Genomic DNA, 21,116 nt, shown 5'->3' with positions numbered 1-21,116 from the left:
CAACTGTCAACTGTCAACTGTTACACCGCTTTCTTCCCAGTCAGGCGGAAGAAGATTTTCTCCAATTCAATCCAGACAAACATTAAAGCACTAAAGCCGATACAAATGGCTAATTCTGTGGGGGGTAGCCAATGTGTACCGAAGAAATCGCGCAGGGGGGGAACGTAGACAAGCATCAGCTGTAAAGCTGTTGTCACAACTACGGCTGCTAGTACGTAGGGGTTTGAGAGGGGGTTCATCTCAATGGTGAGTCTGGTGTTGGAACGAATGGCGATCGCATGACCCATTTGGGCAATACATAGGGAGGTGAACACCATTGTTTTCCATCGGTCAGCGCTGAGTCCAGGGCCTGTGACTGCATGGGCATGAGTATATGCCCATTGCATGAGGATAATGGTGATGATGGCGAAAATAATCCCGATGCGGATCATATAAGAACCCAAGCCTCTGGCAAAAATGCTTTCACGAGGGCTGAAGGGTGGGCGCTGCATCACATCCGGTTCTGGTGGTTCTACCGCTAGGGCTAAGGCTGGTAGACCATCTGTTACCAAGTTCATCCAAAGAATTTGTAAGGGTGTTAACGGTACACCGCCTAATCCCAAAAGTGGTGCAGCCGCAATGGTGAGAACTTCACCAATGTTACTACCCAAGATATACTTAATAAAGCGGCGGATGTTGGTGTAAACAACTCTACCTTCTTTCGTCGCGGAGACGATAGTTGCAAAGTTGTCATCCAATAACACCATATCACTAGCTTCTTTACTGACATCTGTGCCAGTGATACCCATTGCAATCCCAATATCGGCTTGTTTGAGGGCTGGCGCATCGTTGACACCATCCCCTGTCATGGCGACAAATCTGCCGCGACGTTGCAAGGCTTGGACAATACGTAATTTATGTTCTGGGGATACCCTGGCATAGATGCTTACTAGGTCAACTTGTTGTTCTAATTCCTGGTCGCTCATCCTTTGCAATTCCTGACCAGTAAGAACTCTATCACCTTCTTGACCAATACCTAAATCAACGGCGATCGCTCTTGCTGTTAGTTGATGGTCGCCTGTAATCATCACTGGGCGAATACCAGCTTGTCGGCATTCTTGCACGGCTGGGCGGACTTCTGGGCGTGGTGCGTCTAACATTCCCACTAACCCCAACCAAACCAAACCTTGTTCTGATGTCTCATCAGACCCTTCTGGCGGGACTTCTGTCAAAGGTTTATAGGCAAAACCCAACACCCGTAAACCATTACTCGCCATCTGGTCATTTTGCGCCTGAATTTGCTGGCGTTGTTCCTCTTGCAAGGGGGCAGAGTTTGCGCCCAGTTGAATAGATGTGCAACGTGCTAAAATCAACTCTGGGGAACCTTTGGTAAACATGAGGTAAGGTTCGCCGTTAACCAAACCTGCCAGGGCGGGGTCAACATCTGTAAAAGATTGTTCACCAGTTGATACTTGCTCTATCTCGGAAATTACGCTCATGCGTTTGCGTTCCGAGGAGAAGGGAAACTCGCTCACACGGGGTAATTTATAACTCCACTGGTCTTTTTCAATCCCTGCTTTTCCTGCCAGTGTTACCAATGCGCCTTCGGTAGGGTCGCCTAAAATTGCCCATTCGCCTTGTTCTTTTTGCAGGACGGAATCATTACATACTGCACAGGCAAGTAATAACGCGGAGATTTCGGGATAATCTTCCACCTCTACTTTTTGCCCATCTAACTGGAAATCACCCACAGGGGCGTAACCTTCACCTGTGACGCGAAAAGTTTTCTGGTTGGTGTACAGCGACTGCACAACCATTTTGTTCTGGGTGAGTGTGCCGGTTTTATCAGAACAGATGGTGGTGACAGAACCCAAGGTTTCCACGGCTGGGAGTTTGCGAATTAAGGCGTTGCGCCTTACCATGCGCTGGGTTCCCAATGCCAAAGTGACGGTGATAACGGCGGGTAAACCTTCGGGAACGACAGCCACCGCCATACTCAAGGAAACTTCCAACAGGTCTTGGATGTTGCTAAAACCCCTAGCTTGGATAATACCACCAATGACAACGATCGCCACTAAAATCAAAGAACCTGTAACTAATACATTACCTAGTTGGGTCATGCGTTGCTGCAAAGGTGTCGGTTCACTTTCCACCGACTGCAACATAGTGGCAATTTTCCCCAGTTCGGTAGTCATGCCAGTATTAGTTACCAGCACCTTAGCGCGTCCTTGGACGACTTCTGTACCTTGAAAAACTAAATTAATGCGATCGCCTAAAGATGTTTCTTCGGGTAGATGTATAGTAGCTTGTTTATTGACTGCTTCTGCTTCGCCTGTCAGTGCTGACTCGCGTATCTGTAAATTCGACTCTTCAATCAACCGTCCATCGGCGGATATTTGCACTCCCGCCTCCAGCAGCATCACATCCCCTGGGACTATATCTTTAGCTGCTACGTCTACCAATTTATTACTACGGATGACCCGCACCGAGGGAGAAGCCATTTTTTTCAGGGCTGCTAGGGCTTGTTCGGCACGGCTTTCTTGCACATAGCCCAGGATACCATTGAGGACGACAATTGCTAAAATAGCGATCGTATCTTTGAATGGTATTTCTCCAGCCTTGAGTTGCCCTGAACGCCAAGAGTAGAAATCTAGAAATCCAGAAATCAAAGCCACTGCTATCAGCATCAATAACATAATGTTCTTGAACTGATCGAGCAAAATTTCCCAAGCGCTACGCCCCCCATGTTCTTCTAGTTCGTTGGGGCCGTATTTTTGCAACCGTTGTTCAACCTCTTCGGTTGTTAAGCCACTGTCTGCATTACTATTAAGCAGTCCTAGTGCTTTATCAACTTCCAAACTATGCCAAACTGTGGCCGTTTCAGGTAGAGAATTAGCAGACATTGTGTAAGTCACAGAAAATGGTTACAGAACTCGATCATAATGGAGTCATGCCCACAAAACCATCCACCAAAGTTACATTACATCAGTTGACAGGTGACAGGTGACAGGTGATAGGTGATAGGTGACAGGTGACAGGTGACAGGTGACAGGTGATAGGTGACAGGTGACAGGTGACAGGTGACAGGTGACAGGTGACAGGTGATAGGTGATAGGTGACAGGTGACAGGTGACAGGTGACAGTTGTTCTCCTCTGCTCCTTTCCCCTCCTGGGAGGGGTTAGGGGTGGGTTGCTCCCCCACTCCCCCATCTCCCCCCACTCCCCCATCTCCCCCCACTCCTCAGTCCCATATTATTTCCTCAGTAAGAGTTTTTCAGGAGACATTGTACTGATAATGTAATTAACATCAGGTCTAAAATCTGGATTAATGCCGTCATGCCAAATTTATTTTAGGCGTGTTAAACATAACTGTCCCCTGTCACCTGTCCCCTGTCACCTCTGCCGTCATGCCAAATTTATTTTAGGCGTGTTAAACCATTAAATAATTATGCTGAATATGAGTGTTGCGCCCACTAGTTTGACCGTTAGCCCAATGTTAACGCCAAGGACAATTAGACCATTGACGGCTGCTACTTTATGTGGTATAGCTTTTATCCAAGATAGACTGATTGCCATTGATACTATTAAGGGGCATTTATTAGAAATTGACCCAAAAACCGATAACAGCAAAATTCTTAACCCGCATCAAGTTCAGGAATTTACAGATGTTACAGGTTTAGCCGTTTGGGAAGATACCCTCTGGGTAACTCGCGGTAATAGCGTCTATCGATGCAAGGTTGATTCTTTAGGTTTGGAACATTTTGTCACCTTACCTTATAGTGCAGATGGTGTGGCTGTTTGGGAATCAACAGTTTATGTTAGCTGCTACAGGTTAGGCTATATTTTGATTTTTGACCGCGACAGCCGTAAAGAAATTACTAGATTTTATGCCCCAGGGGTTGGTGTAGAGAATTTGGCAGTTTATGGTGATACCCTGTGGGTGTGCGATCGCACCGAACAAACGGTGTATTCTCTAGATAGGGCAACCGGAGAAATTAAGTTTAGTGTATTGACTCCGTTTGAAGCGCCCACAGGTATAGGAGTACATTTAGATGCCGAGACAGGCAAACAAAATCTGTACGTTGCCTATGCCTCAGAGGAACCATATATTAGGGATAATCCTAACGCTGATCCTAACCATGAATTAACGTACCGCGATCGCACCTTTATCCACCCCCTCCATTACTATCACGACCCAGAAAAACACTACGCCCTTTCTAATGGTTATTTAATTGAAATGTCCTACGCCGAGGAAATTTCCCCCTTAGAAGAGGTGTATTTACAAGATGTAGAATGGCGAATTGCCCTCCCCTCAGAAACAGAACGGCAAAAAATCCAACAAATCGAACCCATCGGTATCCCTTTTACAGAAGAAGTAATTGATGGACAACGTGTAGCTGTATTTAAGTTTGACACCTTAGCCCCTGGTGAACGCCATATATTTGGCTGGAAAGCATTGTTAGAAGTGCGGGCTATCAAGTATCGCATCACACCCAAAGACGTAGATAACCTACCCGAACTCCCACCAGAATTTCAGGAAAAGTACTTGGTAGATGATGACGAATTAGCAATGGATACTAGCATTGTCCGCCGTGCTGCCCGTGATGCGATCGGTTCCGAAACAAATCTCTTGCGGAAAATGTACAACATCCGCAATTATGTATATGATGAACTGTCTTATGGCATTAAACCCTACATAGATACACCAGACGTTGTGTTAGAACGGGGCGTTGGTTCCTGTGGTGAGTATGTGGGTGTATTATTAGCCCTGTGCCGTTTAAATGGTATTCCTTGCCGCACCGTTGGTAGATACAAATGTCCCCCACAAAGCGAACATCAAGGAGTTCCCCTACAACCAGATTTTAATCATGTCTGGTTAGAATTTTACATCCCCGGTTTTGGCTGGTTGCCAATGGAATCTAACCCTGATGATGTCGGTAATGATGGCCGATATCCTACCCGTTTTTTCATGGGTTTAAGTTGGTATCACATCGAAATTGGTAAAGGTATCCCCTTTGAAACTCTCAGCAGTCAAGGTACTAGATTAACCAAAGAAGATATCCCCATAGGTGATTTAGCAATTAACCACATTCGCTTTACCATTCTCAAGGAGTTACCACAGTTTTAAAGAAGGTGATAGGGGACAGTTGACAGTTGACAGTTGACAGTTAACAGTTAACAGTTGACAGTTGACAGTGATTAGTTTATAGAAGGCTTCTTCCTTTCCCCTTTCCCCCTTCCCCTTTCCCCTTTCCCCTTTCCCCCTTCCCCAGTCCCCAGTCCCCAGTCCCCTATTTACGTTTTAAAACGGCTTTTGCTAACCCAAGCTGTTCTGGGGTTACTGGCAAGCCATCCTGCATGAAATCAAAACTCTTTTTAGTAACAGGCCCGTGAATAAACAAAGTCCATGCTGGTTTACCATCCTCAATCCAGATGGAATGATACTTCTTTGCAGACCGGAATATAATCGAACCGGGTCTATACCATTTCAATGCTTTCTCCGTTTTCTCCCAATAGCCACCTTTCAAGATAATACTGATATTAAACCAAGGATGATTGTGCAGCACTCCTTTATACCATTGCGGACGATCTAAAATTTGGTTAAGTGTGAGATTAAACCATTTATTAGGCGCAAATAAAATAAAATGAGTATGCTGTCGAGGCTCTTTGTTTTCTAAATCATTAAAGGCAGTTAGACAGGGGCGAGACTCCAGGTAATCCTTGAACCATTTGTAAAGCATAAAGATATTTCTTTATTTACTTGATGGGTAAAAGCCTGAATTTTCAATCGAATTAGAAGTAAAACTTGCTCTGGTATTATCAAGCTTTTTTAGATACTTGCATAACTTAATATTTTGCACCATTATATTATTACGAAAATCTCAGCTTGAAACTCCTATGATTTTCGTAGGTTAGGTATTGCTAGCCCTGCCAAGATAATTAGGTATTATAGCGGAAAATACCTCTATAATCTCTTAACTCCGTGTCTCTATGTCTGGGTGGTAAACAATTATTTATTAAACCACAGAGGCACAAAGGCACAGAGAGAGAAAAATAAGAGTTTTATTTAGCAAAATGTAGGGTGTGTCAGTATGAATATTTTTTTGGTATAGCTAGTGTTTCTCGTACTGACGCACCCTACTAACTTCCTCACTCGCTTTAGATCAGTATTCCCAACCTCAAGATTACAATTAGATTCAAACATCCTCTTAGTTAAAGCCTATGACTTCCCTATCGGCATTAACGCTACCTGACCACACGCAACTACCAGACTCAGATGGGACTTTCGTGTTCGCGAAGCGTGTCGCAGACAAAAATTGGCAAGAACATCCGCAAAGTATTTTACTCACCGACTCAATTGAACCCGTCATACAAACACTTCATCCTGATGGTCATTATTGCATCGGTCAGGATATGGGTATTTACTGGCGTTTAACTGACCCACCAGAGAAAGGCGCTACAGCACCAGACTGGTTTTTTGTCCCCAACGTACCGCCTACTTTGAGTGGGAAAACTCGCCGTTCCTACGTATTGTGGAAGGAGTACGTTGCACCGTTAATTGTGATTGAATTTGTCTCTGGGGATGGTAGAGAAGAACGAGATAGAACACCACCATCTCAAGGTGAAGGTGGAAATGTAGGTAAATTTTGGATTTACGAACAAGCAATTCGTGTACCTTACTATGCCATTTATGAAGCGACAAAAGCGCAAGTAGAAGTTTATCACTTAGTTGATAATATTTATCAACTCATGCAGCCCAATGAACGGGGACATTATCCAATTGCACCTATGGGGGTAGAATTAGGAATTTGGCAAGGCGTATATAGAAATGTTGACCTACCTTGGTTAAGGTGGTGGGATGCAGAGGGTAATTTATTACTGGACGGTTACGAAACGGCAGAAATTGAAAAGCAAAGAGCAGAGGTTGAAAAGCAAAGAGCAGAGGTTGAAAAGCAAAAGCGGGAGAGAATTGTAGAAAAATTGCGTAATCTTTCTCCTGAACAACTTGATGCTTTAGGAATTAATCCAGATTTATTGGATTAATATCAAGTTCAGTTATTTACTTATAATATGGTTAGTTGGAATAGTAATTGTTTTTGCCAATTACCAACTACCAATTACCAATTACCAATTACCATAATATTAGTGAGCAACAGCATTACCTGTTGCTTTCACTTTTTTGAAGAATAAAACTGCAATTCCACTTAGCAGTAAAGCTAGTCCAATAAAGTAGAAGCAATCATTAAATGCCAAGACATAAGCTTCGCGGCGGACTATGTTAGATATGGATGCGATCGCCTGATTTTGTGCTGTAGTTAAATCTGCTCCTTTACTAATAAAATACTGCGTCATTTGTTCGAGGCGCTGTTGTGTTTCTGGGCTATATAAAGATACTGAATCACCCAATCTATTCGAGTGAAATTGCTCTCTATTGGTTAATAAAGTTGCTAAAACAGCAATCCCAATAGAACCGCCCATATTTCGCATCATATTAAATAAACCACTAGCTGAACCTGCTTCTTTAGGATGCAACCCAGCCGTAGCAATTGAGGTTAAAGGAACCATAATTAAAGGTTGTCCCATCGCCCTGACAAGCTGCGACCATCTTAATTGATCTAATCCTGTTTGATTAGTTAGTCCTGCATTCATAAATGCACTGATAGCAAATAAAGCCACACCCAACGCCACCATAAAACGCACATCAATGCGTTGCATGACTTTAGGAATAAAAGGAATAATTAGTAATTGGGGTATACCAGCCCAAACTAATACTTCACCAATTTGTAAAGCATTATATTTTTGAATTTGAGCAAGGTACAAAGGTAAAATATAAATTGAACCATATAAACCCACACCCAAAGAAACGTTAACAATACTAGCTAAACCAAAGTTACGATAACGTAGTATCCTTAAATTAATAAATGGTTGCTTACGAGTCAATTCAATAATAAAAAACAAGGTTAAGAAGATTGCTGCCAATATACTCAAACGCACTATTAACTGTGAACCGAACCAATCTTTGCGGCTACCTTCTTCTAACACAACTTGTAGGGAACCTAAGCCAATTGCCATAGAAATGATTCCCCACCAATCACCCTGTTTTAATAGTTGTAATTGGGGTTTATCTTGGTAAATTCCATACCAAATTCCCGCCAACATTATTATACCCGGAACTACGTTGATATAAAAGTTATATTCCCAACCGTAATTTTCCGTTAACCAACCGCCTAATGTCGGGCCGATGGATGGGGCAAAAACTGCTGTAATTGCAAACGCAGCTAGCCCAACTGTTTGCTTTGACGGGGGTAATTTCGTGAGTACAACTGTCATTGCGGAAGGAATTAATACCCCGCCACAAAAACCTTGTAAAGCCCGAAATACAATCATGGCGTTGAGATCCCACGCCCAAGCACAGCATATAGAAAAAAATATAAATAAAGCAGTATTAACTAATAAATAACGCCGTAAAGAAAATACCCTAGATAGCCAACCAGTTAAGGGAATGACCACAATTTCTGCAACTAAATAAGCTGTAGAAATCCAAGAACCCTCTTCTAAAGTCGCGCCTAAACTTGCCTGAATTTCCTGTAATGAAGCGTTAGTAATTTGAATATCTAACACCGCCATAAATGCACCAAGCATACTGGCTAACACACCAATCCAAGTTCGCAAAGATACATTTTCAGGTGGGACAATAGAGTTCTTTCCTGGCTGACGCATTGCGTCTATATTACTCATGATATTTATCCATTTTTTAAAGTTTGTAGTAAGGACTTTAGTCCTCACTCACCATCACTTTCCGCGATAAATCGTTCACTACAAACTGACCTCACACCCTAGTCGCTTCCTCCTCTGTAATAATCCCTTTTTCCGAATAAACTAGCCAAACTGTAGCTAGTTGTGTCATCCATGTACCGATTAGGGAAATTCCCTGTCCGAGAAAAAACAGTCGGTAATTTTTTGACCTAAAGGCGGGTAGTTGCAGCCAGGTTTTTGTATTCATGATTGGGGATTGGGGACTGGGGACTGGGGAGATGGGGGAGTAACCCACCCCTAACCCCTCCCAGGAGGGGAATGGGGAGATGAGGGAGAAAAGAAACAACTGTCACCTGTCACCTGTCACCTGTCAACTGCCAACTGCCTCGATTACTTAACATCAACACTAACCTCCGCAGACATCCCTGGTGTAATCCGTGAGGTGTATCCTTGAATACTCTTTTGGTCAAAAATTATTTTGACGGGAATACGTTGGACAACTTTGGTAAAGTTACCTGTGGCGTTGTCGGGTGGTAATAGGGCAAATTGTGCGCCAGAAGCCGGGGAAATGCTATCAACTTTACCTGTAAAGGTGTGATGGGGGAAGGCATCTAGCTTAATTTCTACTGGTTGTCCAGGCTGCATTTGTTCCAGTTGGGTTTCTTTGAAGTTGGCAACTAGCCAATAATTGTTATCGACAATTGCCATTAATGCTGTTCCGGCTTGGACGCGGTTCCCTACTTCCGCCGTTTTCTTACCTACTCGTCCGGCGCTGGGGGCGGTGATGTTGGTGTAGGATAGCTGCAATTGGGCATCGTTGAGGGAGGCTTGGGCTTGGGCGATCGCAGCTTTTGCGGCTTCGTATTGGCTACGTTTGACTGCGGTATCCTGTCCACTGGCGGTAGCTTGTTGTAATCCACCTTGAGATGCTGCTAATTTGGCTTGGGCGTTGGTGACGTTTTCTTGGGCTTGTGCTAACTGTGACTGGGCTTTGGCTACTCCCACTCTGGCTGATGCTAATCTTGCTTGTGCTTGTTCTACGCCTTGAACTGCTGCACTCTTTTGGGCTACAGCTACATCATAAGTGGCTCTGGCTGTGTCTAACTGCTGTCTGGGAATCGCCCCTTGTTGAAACAGGCTTTGGTAGCGGTTGTAGTCGGCTTGGGCTTTTTCTAGGTTAGCGTTGGCTTGGGCTACTTGCGCCTGGGCTGAGGGAATCCCGGCTTGGGCTTCTTTGACTGCGGCTTGGGCTGAGGGAATCCCGGCTTGGGCTTCTTTGACTGCGGCTTGGGCTGTGGCGATCGCAGCTGTGGCGCTACTCACATCACCTTGGGCTTGGGTTGTTTTACCTGTGCTAGTTCCTGAAGATAGGGCAATGTTCGCCTGGGCTGCTTGGGCTTGACGCAGAGCATTATCTAATGATGCTTGTGCTTGCTGTACTTTCACTTGATAGTCTCTAGAGTCAAGTTTGACTAGCAGTTGTCCTGGTTGCACTAGCTGGTTATCATTTACTAATACTTGCTCAATAGTTCCCGGTATTCTACTACTGATTTGGTGAATATTTCCGGTGACTGTGGCGTTATCGGTTTCTTCATGGGTAGAAGCATATTGCCAATAGTTATAACCAAAAGCACCTACGGCGATCGCACCTACTCCCAAACCAGCCAAAATTAACTTCATCGGCTTTTTGGGTTTTTTGGGCGTTTCCTTGACTTCCTCTGCTGTTTCTATTGGTGCTTCTGTCTCAACTACTTCTCTTTCGATGATTACAGTTTGGGGCTTGCGTCCGTTTGAGTTGTTGTCTGCCATGATTGTTTACTCGCTGATTTTTCTTGATAATGTTTAGAGTACGTAATATTCGATTATTAGAAGTTTTTTGGCTGTTGTTTCGTATGCGTAATATTATCGGATAGCAATAATATGAATATCTTCACCCATCAGGGTGATTAGCTAAAATGCCTAAGAAAGGTTAGCGATCGCGCGATTTAAGAGCTGAGAGAAGATATCACATTCAGCAGGAGTAATCCCTTGCATAGCCTCATCGTTTAACTCTGCGGCAATTGGTGGTAAAATACCTTCCAACTCCTTACCTGCATCAGTCAGCCAAATTCGCCAGATCCGGCGATCGTGTACATCCCTTTCCCGACGCACTAAACCTCGTTCCTCCATCCGGTCGAGTACACCAGTCAGCGTACCTCCTACTTGCTTGAGTTTGTCGCCAATGCTAGAAGTAGGCAAACCGTCTTCTTGCCATAGACAGCATAAAACCAACCAGTGAAATGGAGTCAAACCAAAGGGTTCTAGCCTTTCAGTAAACTTCCGAGTCAGAAGTTGAGAAAGGATTTTGATTCTGTAACCCATACTGTAAGGGGCAAGATATTGCTGCCACGACTCTGAAGTAGAAGAATGATCGGATTGGGCAATCATTTAGATAAATACTTAGCATACGTAATATTTATTATAGGTTGATTAATAGTTAATCGTCAAGAGTCAGTTGACTGTGGACAGTTTACCCTGAGCGTTCGCGTAGCGTCTCCGCATCGCTGTAACGATACATTTTCCATGCCAGAAAAAGCAATAGCACAAGCTCAAAAAGAACAACTTGTCCATGAAATCATAACTTTAAACATCCAAAAACAAGCTAATACAAATGATATAAAAAATCTAACTGAATGGCTAGAGTTTATTCATATCTTGCACTTTCTCAATAAGCTTGTGGTGGGCAATGCCCACCCTACGAAAAAATAAGCTTTTGGGGCTGTTATTTTGTCAATAAGAGAGTGGTGCAAGATATGAGTTTATTAAAAATAATTGAACAACATTATCCATTATGGATATTAACCAACAGAAAGAACAATTTAGCATCACCTATGTTAGAGCGATCGCTGCTGTTGCTGGGTATTCTATATATAGACCAGAAATAGACAACGATAGTGTAGATTTAGGTATAGTCAGCAGAGGAGGCACAGGTAAAATCTTTTCTCCCAGACTAGAACTACAGCTTAAATGTACCGCTAGAGATGTTCTTGAAGAAAACTCTCTTAAATATCCCCTCATCATCAAAAACTATCATGATTTAAGGATAAATTCTCTTGTACCGAGAATTTTAGTAGTTGTCCTAGTTCCAGAAAAAATCACTGAATGGATAAAACAAACAGAAGATGAACTGTGTCTAAGATATTGTGCTTACTGGGTTTCATTACGCGGAATGCCAGATACCACCAATACAACCAATGTTACTATTGAAATACCACGTCATAATCAGTTTACACCAGATGCACTTCAAGCCATTATTCAACGCATTAGTTTTGGAGAATTGCCATGAAAGTTACCATCAAAGATAGTCAAATACTGAAAACAGTTCAACCTGATGTTATACAAACACATCTCCAAGCTACAGGATGGCAGGAAACAGGACGAATTTATCATGATGCTGGGGCAATTTGGCGTTTGAGAACAGACACCACAGATGAATATGAAATCTTGCTACCTCTCCAACATAATTTAGGAGATTATGCCGAAAGAATTAGTGATATTTTAAAAACATTAGAGATAGTAGAAAATAGAGATCAATTTGATATTCTCAGTGATTTTATTACTAATTACCCTAACTTCACTGTGCAAGGTGTGGTGATGCAAATTGCTACCCCAGAAATAGAAAAACTGAGGGGAGAGATTACCTTACTAGGTACAGTCTTTGAGAAGTTGCAAGAAATTAAAATAAATCTTGCAGACCAGGATTATATTTTAGCAATAAAAGCTTATCAAGAACGTTTACCAATTCGCTGTACAGGGGATTTAGTTAAAGAAGGTAATCATTTTATTCTCCATAATCCAAAGGGGTTTCAGATTTAAAATATTCAATCTATGATTAATTTAACTGCTGTCTGAATCAGGATATCCAGAATTTAATGATGTTCAGGATGTTATTTAAATTTTTGAAATGCTGCGTTTAATGATTTTGCTGAAATTATATAGGACTTACGCAACTGGCATATTTTTTCTGTAGGGTGTGTGAGGAGCGATAATATTTGAACGTAGTAATCAGACTTGTAGCGTCACGCACCAACCACCAATTGTGACACTTGCGTAAGTCCTGTTATAGCGATATCGCTCCTTCATGTATCAACCACGACCGAGCAATCCTACTACACTGCTTTAGCTGTCAACTGACTAAGGAAGCAATTGAATCAACTGATAGTTCTTTACTTCTCCAATAACGCGGTGTGCTTGAGGTATTTCCGGGATACTATTTTTATCTACCCAAGCATAGCTGGAGGGTGGTAGTTGGGTAATGGTATCTACTTGTTGTCCGTGAATAGGAGTGTAGAAAATAATTAGGACAGAGTTTTTATCTTGCACCTGGACAAAGTTGATCGGGTGGTTTTTTAAGATAGAAGCGATCGCTGGCTGTTGTAAAAAAGTGCGAAAAGCGGGATTATAGTCACTTAACAAGCCAAAGTTGCCCACGAACGCCAAAGCTAACCAGCAAGGAATTAGCCAACCTGCGATCCAATAACTAGCAGTGAAAGATTTTAATCCTAATCTATGGCGGCTGATCCACACTATAGGCACTATAAACCAACTTAAACCAACAACTAAACCAATAATTGCATAGTTGCGATAGACTCCACCCCAGATAAAAGCAACTATACCTGCTAACAAAAATAAAATTCCCAGTACACCACTGCCATAACTAAGAATAAGTGGGATATTACCCTTTTGCCAAAAGGATTTGCTTTTTGTATGTCCCCTCGCAAAAACTTTCCCCAACCAGTCTAAACCCACAGCCGCTTGTAACGCAATGAAAGGATAAAGGCAAAGGGCATAGTGAGATAAACGAGTGGAAAAAATAGTAATTTCTATAAAGTAAATTAGAGGAAATACTACCAAGATTAAATGATATCGAGGTAGAGGACGACGACACAGTAAAAATAATCCTAAACATCCCAAAAATGCCCAAGGGAAAGCTTTTAAAGCAATATTCCAGAAATAAAATAATATCCCATTGCCATCACGCTCTTCAGACCCAGATTGCAATACAAATCCTACTAAACTAGTGAAAGTATTATTGCTATCGAGTTGCCAATTCAACCATGACCAAGCCAATGTAGGCACAAAACCAATAATTATACCCACATATAACCAAGGGTTACTCAAATGGCGATGCCGACGATGTTCTCCGATTAAATAAGGTAATAAAGCTATTGTTGGCAGAACAATGACAAAACTCCTAATTAAAAAGCCTAAACCTAAACTTAACCCAGCAATAAAACCAAAAATGTACCTATATTTTGGGTTTAATTCAGCCTGCATCAATGAATAAATAGCTAAAAGTACTAAAAAAACCATTGGTACATCAGGATTACCTATACGGCAATATTGCAACCAAAGAAATTCCACACTTAAAATTGCTGTACCTAGCCAAGCTAAATTTTTACCTAGAATAATCTTGCCGATTTCATAGACAAGTAATAGGCAAAAAATCCCAAAAATCAGGCTAGGAAGTCTAACACTAAATTCATTGACTCCAAATAGCTGATAAAAACTAGCAATTAACCAATAAGGGCCGGGAGTCTTATGGTGATGGGTTCCCCAGCCGGCTATCCAGTCACCACTGTCGAAAATGTCACGCGCACGCCTAGCATAAAGTCCTTCATCATGGGCCATTAAACTATTTTGCCCAGAACTGAATAGTAATAAAGGAACTGTCCAAATCAGCAAACTAATGTAAGGAAAGGCTTTTGATAAGCTGATTTGTTGGCAAATTGACTGTAGTGATGGTGATTTATAGGACATTAAAACACTGAGTGAATGGGTAGATCAACCTTAACTTTTAGGACTTATGCAAGTGTCATCATCAAACTAACTGTAGGGTGTGTCAGCTCCAATAATTTCGGACAAATTCAAGGATTTTCCACATCTGACGCACCCTACTATTGTGCCAGTTGCGAAAGTCCTGACTTTATTAAAATATGTGAAATAGTCTTTATTTCCTAGAAGACTGGAAGTTACACAAGTTTCCTGATCAGCACCTATGTTACTCAAACCCGATCAACGCTCAAAATTAGACGATACCAACGACAATCTATTTTATGCTTATCCCCGCTTCGTCACTCATGTTGATGAAGGGTTTATTCAACAATTGACTGATTTATATAGGGAAAAGCTGAAATCCAACACAAGCATATTAGACTTGATGAGTAGCTGGGTTTCGCATCTACCAGACGAGATCAACTTTGCCCATGTGGAAGGACACGGACTCAACGCCGAGGAACTAGAACGTAACAAGCGTTTAGATCATTATTTTGTCCAAAACCTCAACCAAAATCCGGGTTTACCCCTAAAAGATGAAGAATTTGACGCAGTTCTCAATTGTGTTTCCGTGCAGTACCTGCAATATCCAGAAGCGGTATTTTCGGAAATACACCGCATCCTCAAACCGGGTGGGATCGCAATTATCAGCTTTTCTAACCGAATGTTTTATCAAAAAGCCATTCAAGCTTGGCGCGATGCTTCCGAACCGGGACGTATAGAATTGGTGAAACGCTACTTTTCTTCAGTACCGGGATTTAGCACCCCAGAAATCATCGCCCGTAAATCAGCAATCCCCAGTGTCTTGCAGTGGTTAGGTGCGCCGGGTGGCGATCCGTTTTATGCAGCGATCGCTTATCGTCAATAGTTTATAGTCAACTGTCAACACTGAATCGGATCAAAAGATAAATTTTTGGGTATGAGTTGACAGCACCACCGATAATTGCCTCAAAGCTCAAGTATTAGGAGTAAAGATGAATTTCCAGAGTACACGTAGAATTTTAGCGGCTGTATTGCTGTCTGTTTTATTACTAACTACAGCCTGTACCCCTAAAGCCCCTGGACGTTTTGACCAAGTACAGCAAGAAAGTAGCCGTCAAAAAAGCGGTCAAGCCGTGGCTAAAAACGCAACACAGGGTGGTGAATTTAATAAATTTTTCCCCAGTGAGGAAGCTGGATATCAGCGCGTTTACACGCAAGAAAAGAAAGGTTTTGCTGAAGCCAAGTTGAAAAAAGACGGCAAAGATTTAGCCTTACTATCCATTTCCGATACCAGTAGCCTACCTACCGCCGCCGCCAAATTTGCCAACAGTACCAAAAAAATCGGCGGTTATCCGGCTGTGGAAGTAGGAAATACACAAACAGCAGTGTTAGTAGGGAAATATCAAGTGAAAGTATTATCCCGTTCCCCATCATTTACCGCAAGCGATCGCGCCGACTGGCTAGAAAAATTCAACCTCGACGGACTAGCCAAACTCAAATAAACCCCACCCCCTCCCAAACTCAACATCAATAAGGAAAAAATTGTGAGCAAACCTATTTTTGAGTTAGTAGATCAACTACCAACTAGCGGCTTAACCGTTTCCCTACTCAACGCCCTAGATTTTGTCGCCCCCGGTGAATGGCAAAATACTGTTGGCTTTGTCAATACTATTAAAACTGTCACTGGTGAAACCGACGAAAGCTTAATTCAGCAAATTGGCGAACGCGCCATTTATCTATTTAATGATCGCTCCCAAGGATATCAAACAGCATTATGGCTTTATCAAACTGTTGATGGTACAGATAAAGCCTTGGGTACAGCTGCTTTAGCCAATAAAGTTGGTGAAAAAGTCCCTTTGTTAGGGTTTTTAAACTCAATTACACCCAAAGCTGACAAAGCTCAAACTATAGATTTATGTTTGAAATTAGTAGCTGAATTAGTGGCCTTCTGCCAAATCAATGGTATCCCTGGAGATAGTATTGGTGATTTTGTCGCCTCTTTAGGAGAATATAGCGGTGAATCACTAATTCGTATGGTAGCTTTAGTTTGTGTTGATGGTTTGATACCTCTAGGCCCAGATTTTATTAACAAAGCTCTATCTAGTTTAAGTCAAACCAATCCTCAAGAGTTAGAAAAAAACTCAACATTTCAAGGTATCAAAGATGTAATTCCCGGTAGCAATGCTGGCAGTAAACTCAACTTTATTGGTGAAAGTTTTGATTCTGTCAAAGGTTGGATGAATGGTCTTGTGAGGGCTAATAATTTAACTCCCCAAAAAGTAGCTCATAATTTGAGTAGCTTTTTAGATGTCGCTGACGATAAATTAGATTATGTTGCTGCTTTCTTAGATGTAGCGACTAATTATTATGAACACACAGGTACACAAACCTTAGCCAGACGCTTAATCGAACGAGCGGTAGCTGAAATTTAGGTTAATGGGTAATAGTAAATATCAACCTTTGCTATTACCTATGAAAAAATTACGACAAAATTATCTACTCAATCAATCATGTCAGAATGTGGTTGTGTTCCACTCTCTTATTGCGACATCAGTCTCCTGCTTGGTTTGTGATAATTGACTATTAAAAAATTCCAGCAATGGCAGAATATGCACATCCTCTACCCACTCAGATGCTAAATCTTCAATCACATGATGTTCTGCAATCAAAGTGTTTTTACAAAAATGCCTAATAATGGGGTGGATGAAAGCACTTTGCGAAGCATTGACTGCATCATCTTTGTGAACACGATTTATGTTAAAAGGATCGGGCATTTTGTTAACGTCATAGCCAAACTCTAATGAGACTGTATAGTAGTGATCGCTATCACCAAGATAGCTATCATGTATGTAGTCTTTGGGAAGTTCTTGATAATATTTTGCTGTTTTGTCCTCTTCAGAAACTATGATGAGGTCACAAAGAAAACCTGTTTGTTGCCATAGTGCTGAACTTTGGTTAACTCGTTTAATAATAGCTTCTACTAATTTTTCTGAGGTAGAATCCACTAATTGATATGGCAATTCTTGATTATGATATTTATGTTCAAGTATTTTGTGCAATGTTCGCACATTGTAACGGAAACCATGTATGAAGCCGGATTGTTTTTTCTTGAAGTCCCGCATATGGGTTAACACACCGACGAAGTATAAATCTTTAATGTTCGTTGACTCCCATTCACTGGTTTGAGATGGGAACCGATTATTGATAGTTAACTCTGGTTGACATGACTCATCAAAGATGGAACTATCAAAACGAAATCCTGTACATACTATCACGCGATCGTAGACTAAAGTTTCTTCCTCTCCATGAGCATGAGTGTAAGAAAAAGAAACTGAAAATAGACCATTTTTGTACTCTATTTTTTTGATGCTAGCATCCAAAACAGCATTTTGTGATTTCAACTGGTATGTGTCTAAGAAATTATTGTTAACTGCTCGTAAGTTGCCCACATATCTTGTTTTCCATGCCATAGATATGGGATGTTCACTAACTATGTGGATTTGTGCTGCTGTTTCAATTAAATTATCAGCAGTCTCAAAACCAGAGTTTCCTTTACCAATAATTAGAACTCTTTGATTAATAAAATCTTCTGGGTTTGTGGATACATCCGTGTAATTTTCTGCTAGCTCAATTCCAGGTATTACTGGAATGTAAGGTTTAGTAAATCCTGTAGCAATTATTACTCGTGCTGCACAATATATGTGATCATTGCTATCAATGACTAAAAATTGCTCATTTTTGGTAATTTTGACAACCTTGCAACCATAATGAACTTTTAAATTAAACTCGGTGGCGAAATCTCTAAGATATCTGACTAAATCATCTGTATGCGGAAAATACTGTTTAGTGTAATTCTTAAACAGCATTTTTTCACTATCATTCAATAAGGAGTTCCAATCCCATCTGAGATTAATTTCATGGTCATCATAACCTGTATAGACCTTATTGATTGAAATCAATTTCCTGTGTCTAGGAAAGTTTTTGAAAAAAGTTCCAGGGCTATCACCAGCTTCCAGAATTATATAATTATGATTAGTTTTCTCAAGGTAATAACCTAATTGTAATCCTGCTGGGCCAGCGCCAATGACTAAATATTCTACTTTTGTGATTGATTTCATAATTTGAGTTGTATAATTCATCTAAAAATTAATATTGACTAAATTTCCACTGCCGGTATTTATTAAACTGTTATTAGTTTAACTATTGATTGCTTTTCTGCATAAGTTTTCATCTCATGAGTAGCTTCTGTGAATAGCTCAAACACTTTATCAACTATTTCAAAAGATTTAGTTTTTTGTTCTTCAGTTAGTTCGATATTTTTCATTAAGAGTTCTATATCATCGAACCCTATAACGTGATCACTTTCTGCAAGCAAATGATAGTTACCAAAATAGCGATAATTTTTTCCGTTAGTTTTTTGAAGTTCTTCTACTATTTGTGTTGTTAAAGCAAAAGCTACATTTCCAGTTGCTTCTATAGCTGCAATTGCGGACAGGACAACTACAGGTTCCGCTCGAAAAGTATGTAGTGCAATTTGATGACATACTTGGCGTGTTTTTTGCGTTTCTGCTCCCCAATAAAATCTCGCAGCATCACAAAATTTTATCGAGTAATTCAAACCCAATTTTTCAAGGTCTTCTAAAAACCACTGCCAATGATAATCATCTTCATAAGTATATTGATTAATAATTGCTTGAATTGGATCGCTAGTTGGTTCTTTTCGGAAATCGTACTTATTCAATTGTGCAAATCCCATCGCCAAGGGTGTTAGACAAGGAGCCCAAGATAGTCTTTCTTTCGGATCTATATTTTTATCTTGCAAAAACCGAAATAGTGGTAACTTAGCAAATTCCTGCTTTCTTGTTTCAATTAATGCTAGAACTTCTTTCATTTGAACCCTGATTTATTGCCCGTCTGAAATGCTGAAATTCGTGAAGTAAATAATTGAGTAACCACAAAACATTAAAAAAGTAAAATATGTCACTCCTCTGAAGTAGAAAATTTAAAATATATTAACGTCGAAATAACGTCACCTAAAATTTTTTACTCAGTATGGAATCTGTTTTTCTGTGAGGTTACTTAATCGTTACTCATTCTGTTACATTTTGAAATAATTGTTAACTGTATTTATACTTAAATTTAAACATTGATTCTATTTATTTTTTTGTAATAATCGGAACACAAATTTTAAGTAAAAACTTTTAATTAAGTAAATTGCTTCATCAAATATAAATTCTGCTTTTAAGAAAGACAGATAACTGCTATAATTATAAGTTTTTGAATTAGGTAGACGGGTATGGCTATACAGATAGCTGTGCGCCCTATTAGGGTCAAAGTGGTTGATAATAAATTTCCTGATCTATCTGGCGATAGCTCTAATAGATTGCTTAAACCTATTTAATTTTGATTATCTACTTGCTTCTAGAAATTCCCTAGATTGAGGCTGATTTCCCTGTTCTCTGACCCGGAAATTCCTAGCGATTTGGCAAGTTCAAATTTTCGGCGATCGCCGACAAATATGGTTGAAAAATTGCCAAATTTTCTAGGCTCTCAAACTTACCTTTAGATACACTGGAATTAAATGATGTGGTAATTACGTACAGTTGTGTACCATCTGATGTGACATAACCAATATATTGTTCTTGGATACCACCTTCTGGTTTCAGCCTGACAAAACCATAACGCATTCCAGGTAATTTCCCCATAGTTACTTGCTGTGGTGGGTAGCTTGAGAAAGCAATACTATTTGCGTATCTAGTTTGGTGGTCTTTTGCAAAGGTGTTGTATGAGTCCGCTACCCAAGCTTGCAGTGCTTTGATCAATTTGCTTTGGGACTGAGGATTTTGCAAATCTGCTTGAGAACTCTGAGAAGTACCAACTTCTGTTAAATGCTTTTGCAATTCAGTATTATCTTTTAGAGGAGAAATCTCAACTTCAACTGTACCCAAATCTCTACCTTGAGAAGAAACACATAGCAAAGTCACTTCTCTTTCACAAGGTATTACTTGCCAATTCTTGGGTGCAGAAGTGCTACCTAATAGTTTCTGCCAAACATTTGCTTTATTTACGTTGCTTTGTTTTAAGGAAGTGGTGGAGGGGGTAGGAGTTTTCGCTGGTGTAGTTACAGTATTTGGTTGTGTACCTTTATTTGTATTGGTAAAAATATTGGGGAGGAAAAATCTTAAGCCAACTGGTATTAAAACTAATAGAATAGCACCAATTATCAGATGATAAACACGTAACATTTTCTTGAAGTCCCAACGCAAGCATTGCAGACTAATTGTATCTACAACAGTTTGTGACTGTGCAAGAATCTAGATGATATGTATTGATTTCGGTAAGTGAAGAGCAGAGGAGCAGGGGAGCAGGGGAGCAGGGGAGCAGGGGAGCAGAGGAGCAGGGGAGCAGGGGAGCAGGGGAGCAGGGGAGCAGAGGAGCAGAGGAGCAGGGGAGCAACCCACCCCTAACCCCCTTTCAAGGGCAGGTTTTTTGTTTAAGCAGAAGAGAAAGCGGTGGGGCTTCTCCAAGATTCAGGGAAGAAGCTACCAACAGGCAAAGGTTGACCAAGTAACAAGGCGACAATG

At 41.0% G+C, this 21,116-nt stretch carries 17 protein-coding genes and 1 pseudogene; 8 read left to right on the top strand and 10 right to left on the bottom strand.

From position 1 onward, the window contains the following. Nucleotides 1-20: 20 nt before the first annotated feature. Nucleotides 21-2,882 (bottom strand): cation-translocating P-type ATPase, encoded by a 2,862-nt coding sequence (locus H6G83_RS30270; protein WP_190479026.1) that lies wholly within the window; start codon nucleotides 2,880-2,882, stop codon nucleotides 21-23. 545 nt (nucleotides 2,883-3,427) lie between these two features. On the opposite strand from H6G83_RS30270, the gene H6G83_RS30265 reads away from it, so the two are divergent. After that, nucleotides 3,428-5,107 (top strand): transglutaminase domain-containing protein, encoded by a 1,680-nt coding sequence (locus H6G83_RS30265; RefSeq protein WP_190479024.1) that lies wholly within the window; start codon nucleotides 3,428-3,430, stop codon nucleotides 5,105-5,107. A gap of 163 nt (nucleotides 5,108-5,270) precedes the next feature. Here the strand turns inward: H6G83_RS30265 and H6G83_RS30260 are convergent, their stop codons facing one another. Further along, on the bottom strand, nucleotides 5,271-5,720 hold the full coding sequence (locus H6G83_RS30260; RefSeq protein WP_190479021.1) for a hypothetical protein: 450 nt from the start codon (nucleotides 5,718-5,720) through the stop codon (nucleotides 5,271-5,273). Between the two features lie 481 nt (nucleotides 5,721-6,201). Between H6G83_RS30260 and H6G83_RS30255 the strand changes: the two genes are divergently transcribed. Further along, nucleotides 6,202-7,023, top strand: a complete 822-nt coding sequence (locus H6G83_RS30255; RefSeq protein WP_190479019.1) for a Uma2 family endonuclease — start codon at nucleotides 6,202-6,204, stop codon at nucleotides 7,021-7,023. 99 nt (nucleotides 7,024-7,122) lie between these two features. Here H6G83_RS30255 and H6G83_RS30250 read toward each other — a convergent pair whose 3' ends face one another. The 4 genes and pseudogenes from H6G83_RS30250 to H6G83_RS30235 form a co-directional block, all read right to left on the bottom strand. Next, a complete protein-coding gene (locus H6G83_RS30250) occupies nucleotides 7,123-8,718 on the bottom strand; it encodes a DHA2 family efflux MFS transporter permease subunit (RefSeq protein WP_242044948.1) in 1,596 nt (531 codons plus the stop codon). 133 nt (nucleotides 8,719-8,851) lie between these two features. Then, nucleotides 8,852-8,983 (bottom strand): annotated as a pseudogene (locus H6G83_RS30245) (MFS transporter); the annotation flags it as partial. A 143-nt stretch (nucleotides 8,984-9,126) separates the two neighbouring features. Beyond that, complete coding sequence (locus H6G83_RS30240) at nucleotides 9,127-10,545, bottom strand: HlyD family secretion protein (RefSeq protein WP_190479016.1); 1,419 nt, start codon at nucleotides 10,543-10,545, stop codon at nucleotides 9,127-9,129. Between the two features lie 150 nt (nucleotides 10,546-10,695). Continuing rightward, nucleotides 10,696-11,163: a MarR family winged helix-turn-helix transcriptional regulator gene (locus H6G83_RS30235; protein ID WP_190479014.1), complete on the bottom strand. Its 468-nt coding sequence runs from the start codon at nucleotides 11,161-11,163 to the stop codon at nucleotides 10,696-10,698. 135 nt (nucleotides 11,164-11,298) lie between these two features. Between H6G83_RS30235 and H6G83_RS30230 the strand changes: the two genes are divergently transcribed. The 3 genes from H6G83_RS30230 to H6G83_RS30220 all read left to right on the top strand — a co-directional run bounded on the left by H6G83_RS30230 (nucleotide 11,299) and on the right by H6G83_RS30220 (nucleotide 12,591). Next, the gene (locus H6G83_RS30230) at nucleotides 11,299-11,484 is read left to right on the top strand and encodes a hypothetical protein (RefSeq protein ID WP_190479011.1); all 186 of its coding nucleotides are present in this window, start codon (nucleotides 11,299-11,301) and stop codon (nucleotides 11,482-11,484) included. A gap of 82 nt (nucleotides 11,485-11,566) precedes the next feature. Continuing rightward, on the top strand, nucleotides 11,567-12,061 hold the full coding sequence (locus H6G83_RS30225; RefSeq protein WP_190479009.1) for a DUF4365 domain-containing protein: 495 nt from the start codon (nucleotides 11,567-11,569) through the stop codon (nucleotides 12,059-12,061). Then, on the top strand, nucleotides 12,058-12,591 hold the full coding sequence (locus H6G83_RS30220) for a hypothetical protein (protein ID WP_190479007.1): 534 nt from the start codon (nucleotides 12,058-12,060) through the stop codon (nucleotides 12,589-12,591). The genes H6G83_RS30225 and H6G83_RS30220 overlap by 4 nt, the downstream gene beginning before the upstream one ends. A 318-nt stretch (nucleotides 12,592-12,909) precedes the next feature. Here H6G83_RS30220 and H6G83_RS30215 read toward each other — a convergent pair whose 3' ends face one another. Beyond that, a complete protein-coding gene (locus H6G83_RS30215) occupies nucleotides 12,910-14,535 on the bottom strand; it encodes an ArnT family glycosyltransferase (RefSeq protein WP_190479004.1) in 1,626 nt (541 codons plus the stop codon). A gap of 238 nt (nucleotides 14,536-14,773) precedes the next feature. On the opposite strand from H6G83_RS30215, the gene H6G83_RS30210 reads away from it, so the two are divergent. From H6G83_RS30210 to H6G83_RS30200, 3 genes are all read left to right on the top strand, one after another. After that, nucleotides 14,774-15,418, top strand: coding sequence for a class I SAM-dependent methyltransferase (locus H6G83_RS30210; RefSeq protein ID WP_190479002.1), 645 nt, complete (start codon nucleotides 14,774-14,776; stop codon nucleotides 15,416-15,418). Between the two features lie 106 nt (nucleotides 15,419-15,524). Continuing rightward, on the top strand, nucleotides 15,525-16,034 hold the full coding sequence (locus tag H6G83_RS30205; RefSeq protein ID WP_190478999.1) for a hypothetical protein: 510 nt from the start codon (nucleotides 15,525-15,527) through the stop codon (nucleotides 16,032-16,034). Between the two features lie 42 nt (nucleotides 16,035-16,076). After that, nucleotides 16,077-16,964, top strand: coding sequence for a hypothetical protein (locus tag H6G83_RS30200; protein WP_190478997.1), 888 nt, complete (start codon nucleotides 16,077-16,079; stop codon nucleotides 16,962-16,964). An 81-nt stretch (nucleotides 16,965-17,045) separates the two neighbouring features. On the opposite strand, the gene H6G83_RS30195 is transcribed toward H6G83_RS30200, so the two are convergent. The 3 genes from H6G83_RS30195 to H6G83_RS30185 all read right to left on the bottom strand — a co-directional run bounded on the left by H6G83_RS30195 (nucleotide 17,046) and on the right by H6G83_RS30185 (nucleotide 20,777). Next, nucleotides 17,046-18,650 carry an NAD(P)-binding domain-containing protein gene (locus H6G83_RS30195; RefSeq protein WP_190478996.1) on the bottom strand — a complete coding sequence of 535 codons (1,605 nt, stop codon included), beginning with the start codon at nucleotides 18,648-18,650 and terminating at the stop codon, nucleotides 17,046-17,048. A 62-nt stretch (nucleotides 18,651-18,712) separates the two neighbouring features. Beyond that, nucleotides 18,713-19,423 (bottom strand): hypothetical protein, encoded by a 711-nt coding sequence (locus H6G83_RS30190; RefSeq protein WP_190478994.1) that lies wholly within the window; start codon nucleotides 19,421-19,423, stop codon nucleotides 18,713-18,715. 583 nt (nucleotides 19,424-20,006) lie between these two features. Further along, the gene (locus tag H6G83_RS30185) at nucleotides 20,007-20,777 is read right to left on the bottom strand and encodes a hypothetical protein (RefSeq protein WP_190478992.1); all 771 of its coding nucleotides are present in this window, start codon (nucleotides 20,775-20,777) and stop codon (nucleotides 20,007-20,009) included. Nucleotides 20,778-21,116: the final 339 nt, after the last annotated feature.

The organism is Anabaena azotica FACHB-119 (assembly GCF_014697625.1).
GTDB classification, from domain to species: Bacteria; Cyanobacteriota; Cyanobacteriia; order Cyanobacteriales; family Nostocaceae; genus Trichormus; species Trichormus azoticus_A.
The sequence above is the reverse complement of the archived record's forward strand: the minus strand, read 5'-3'. Positions and strand labels throughout refer to the sequence as shown.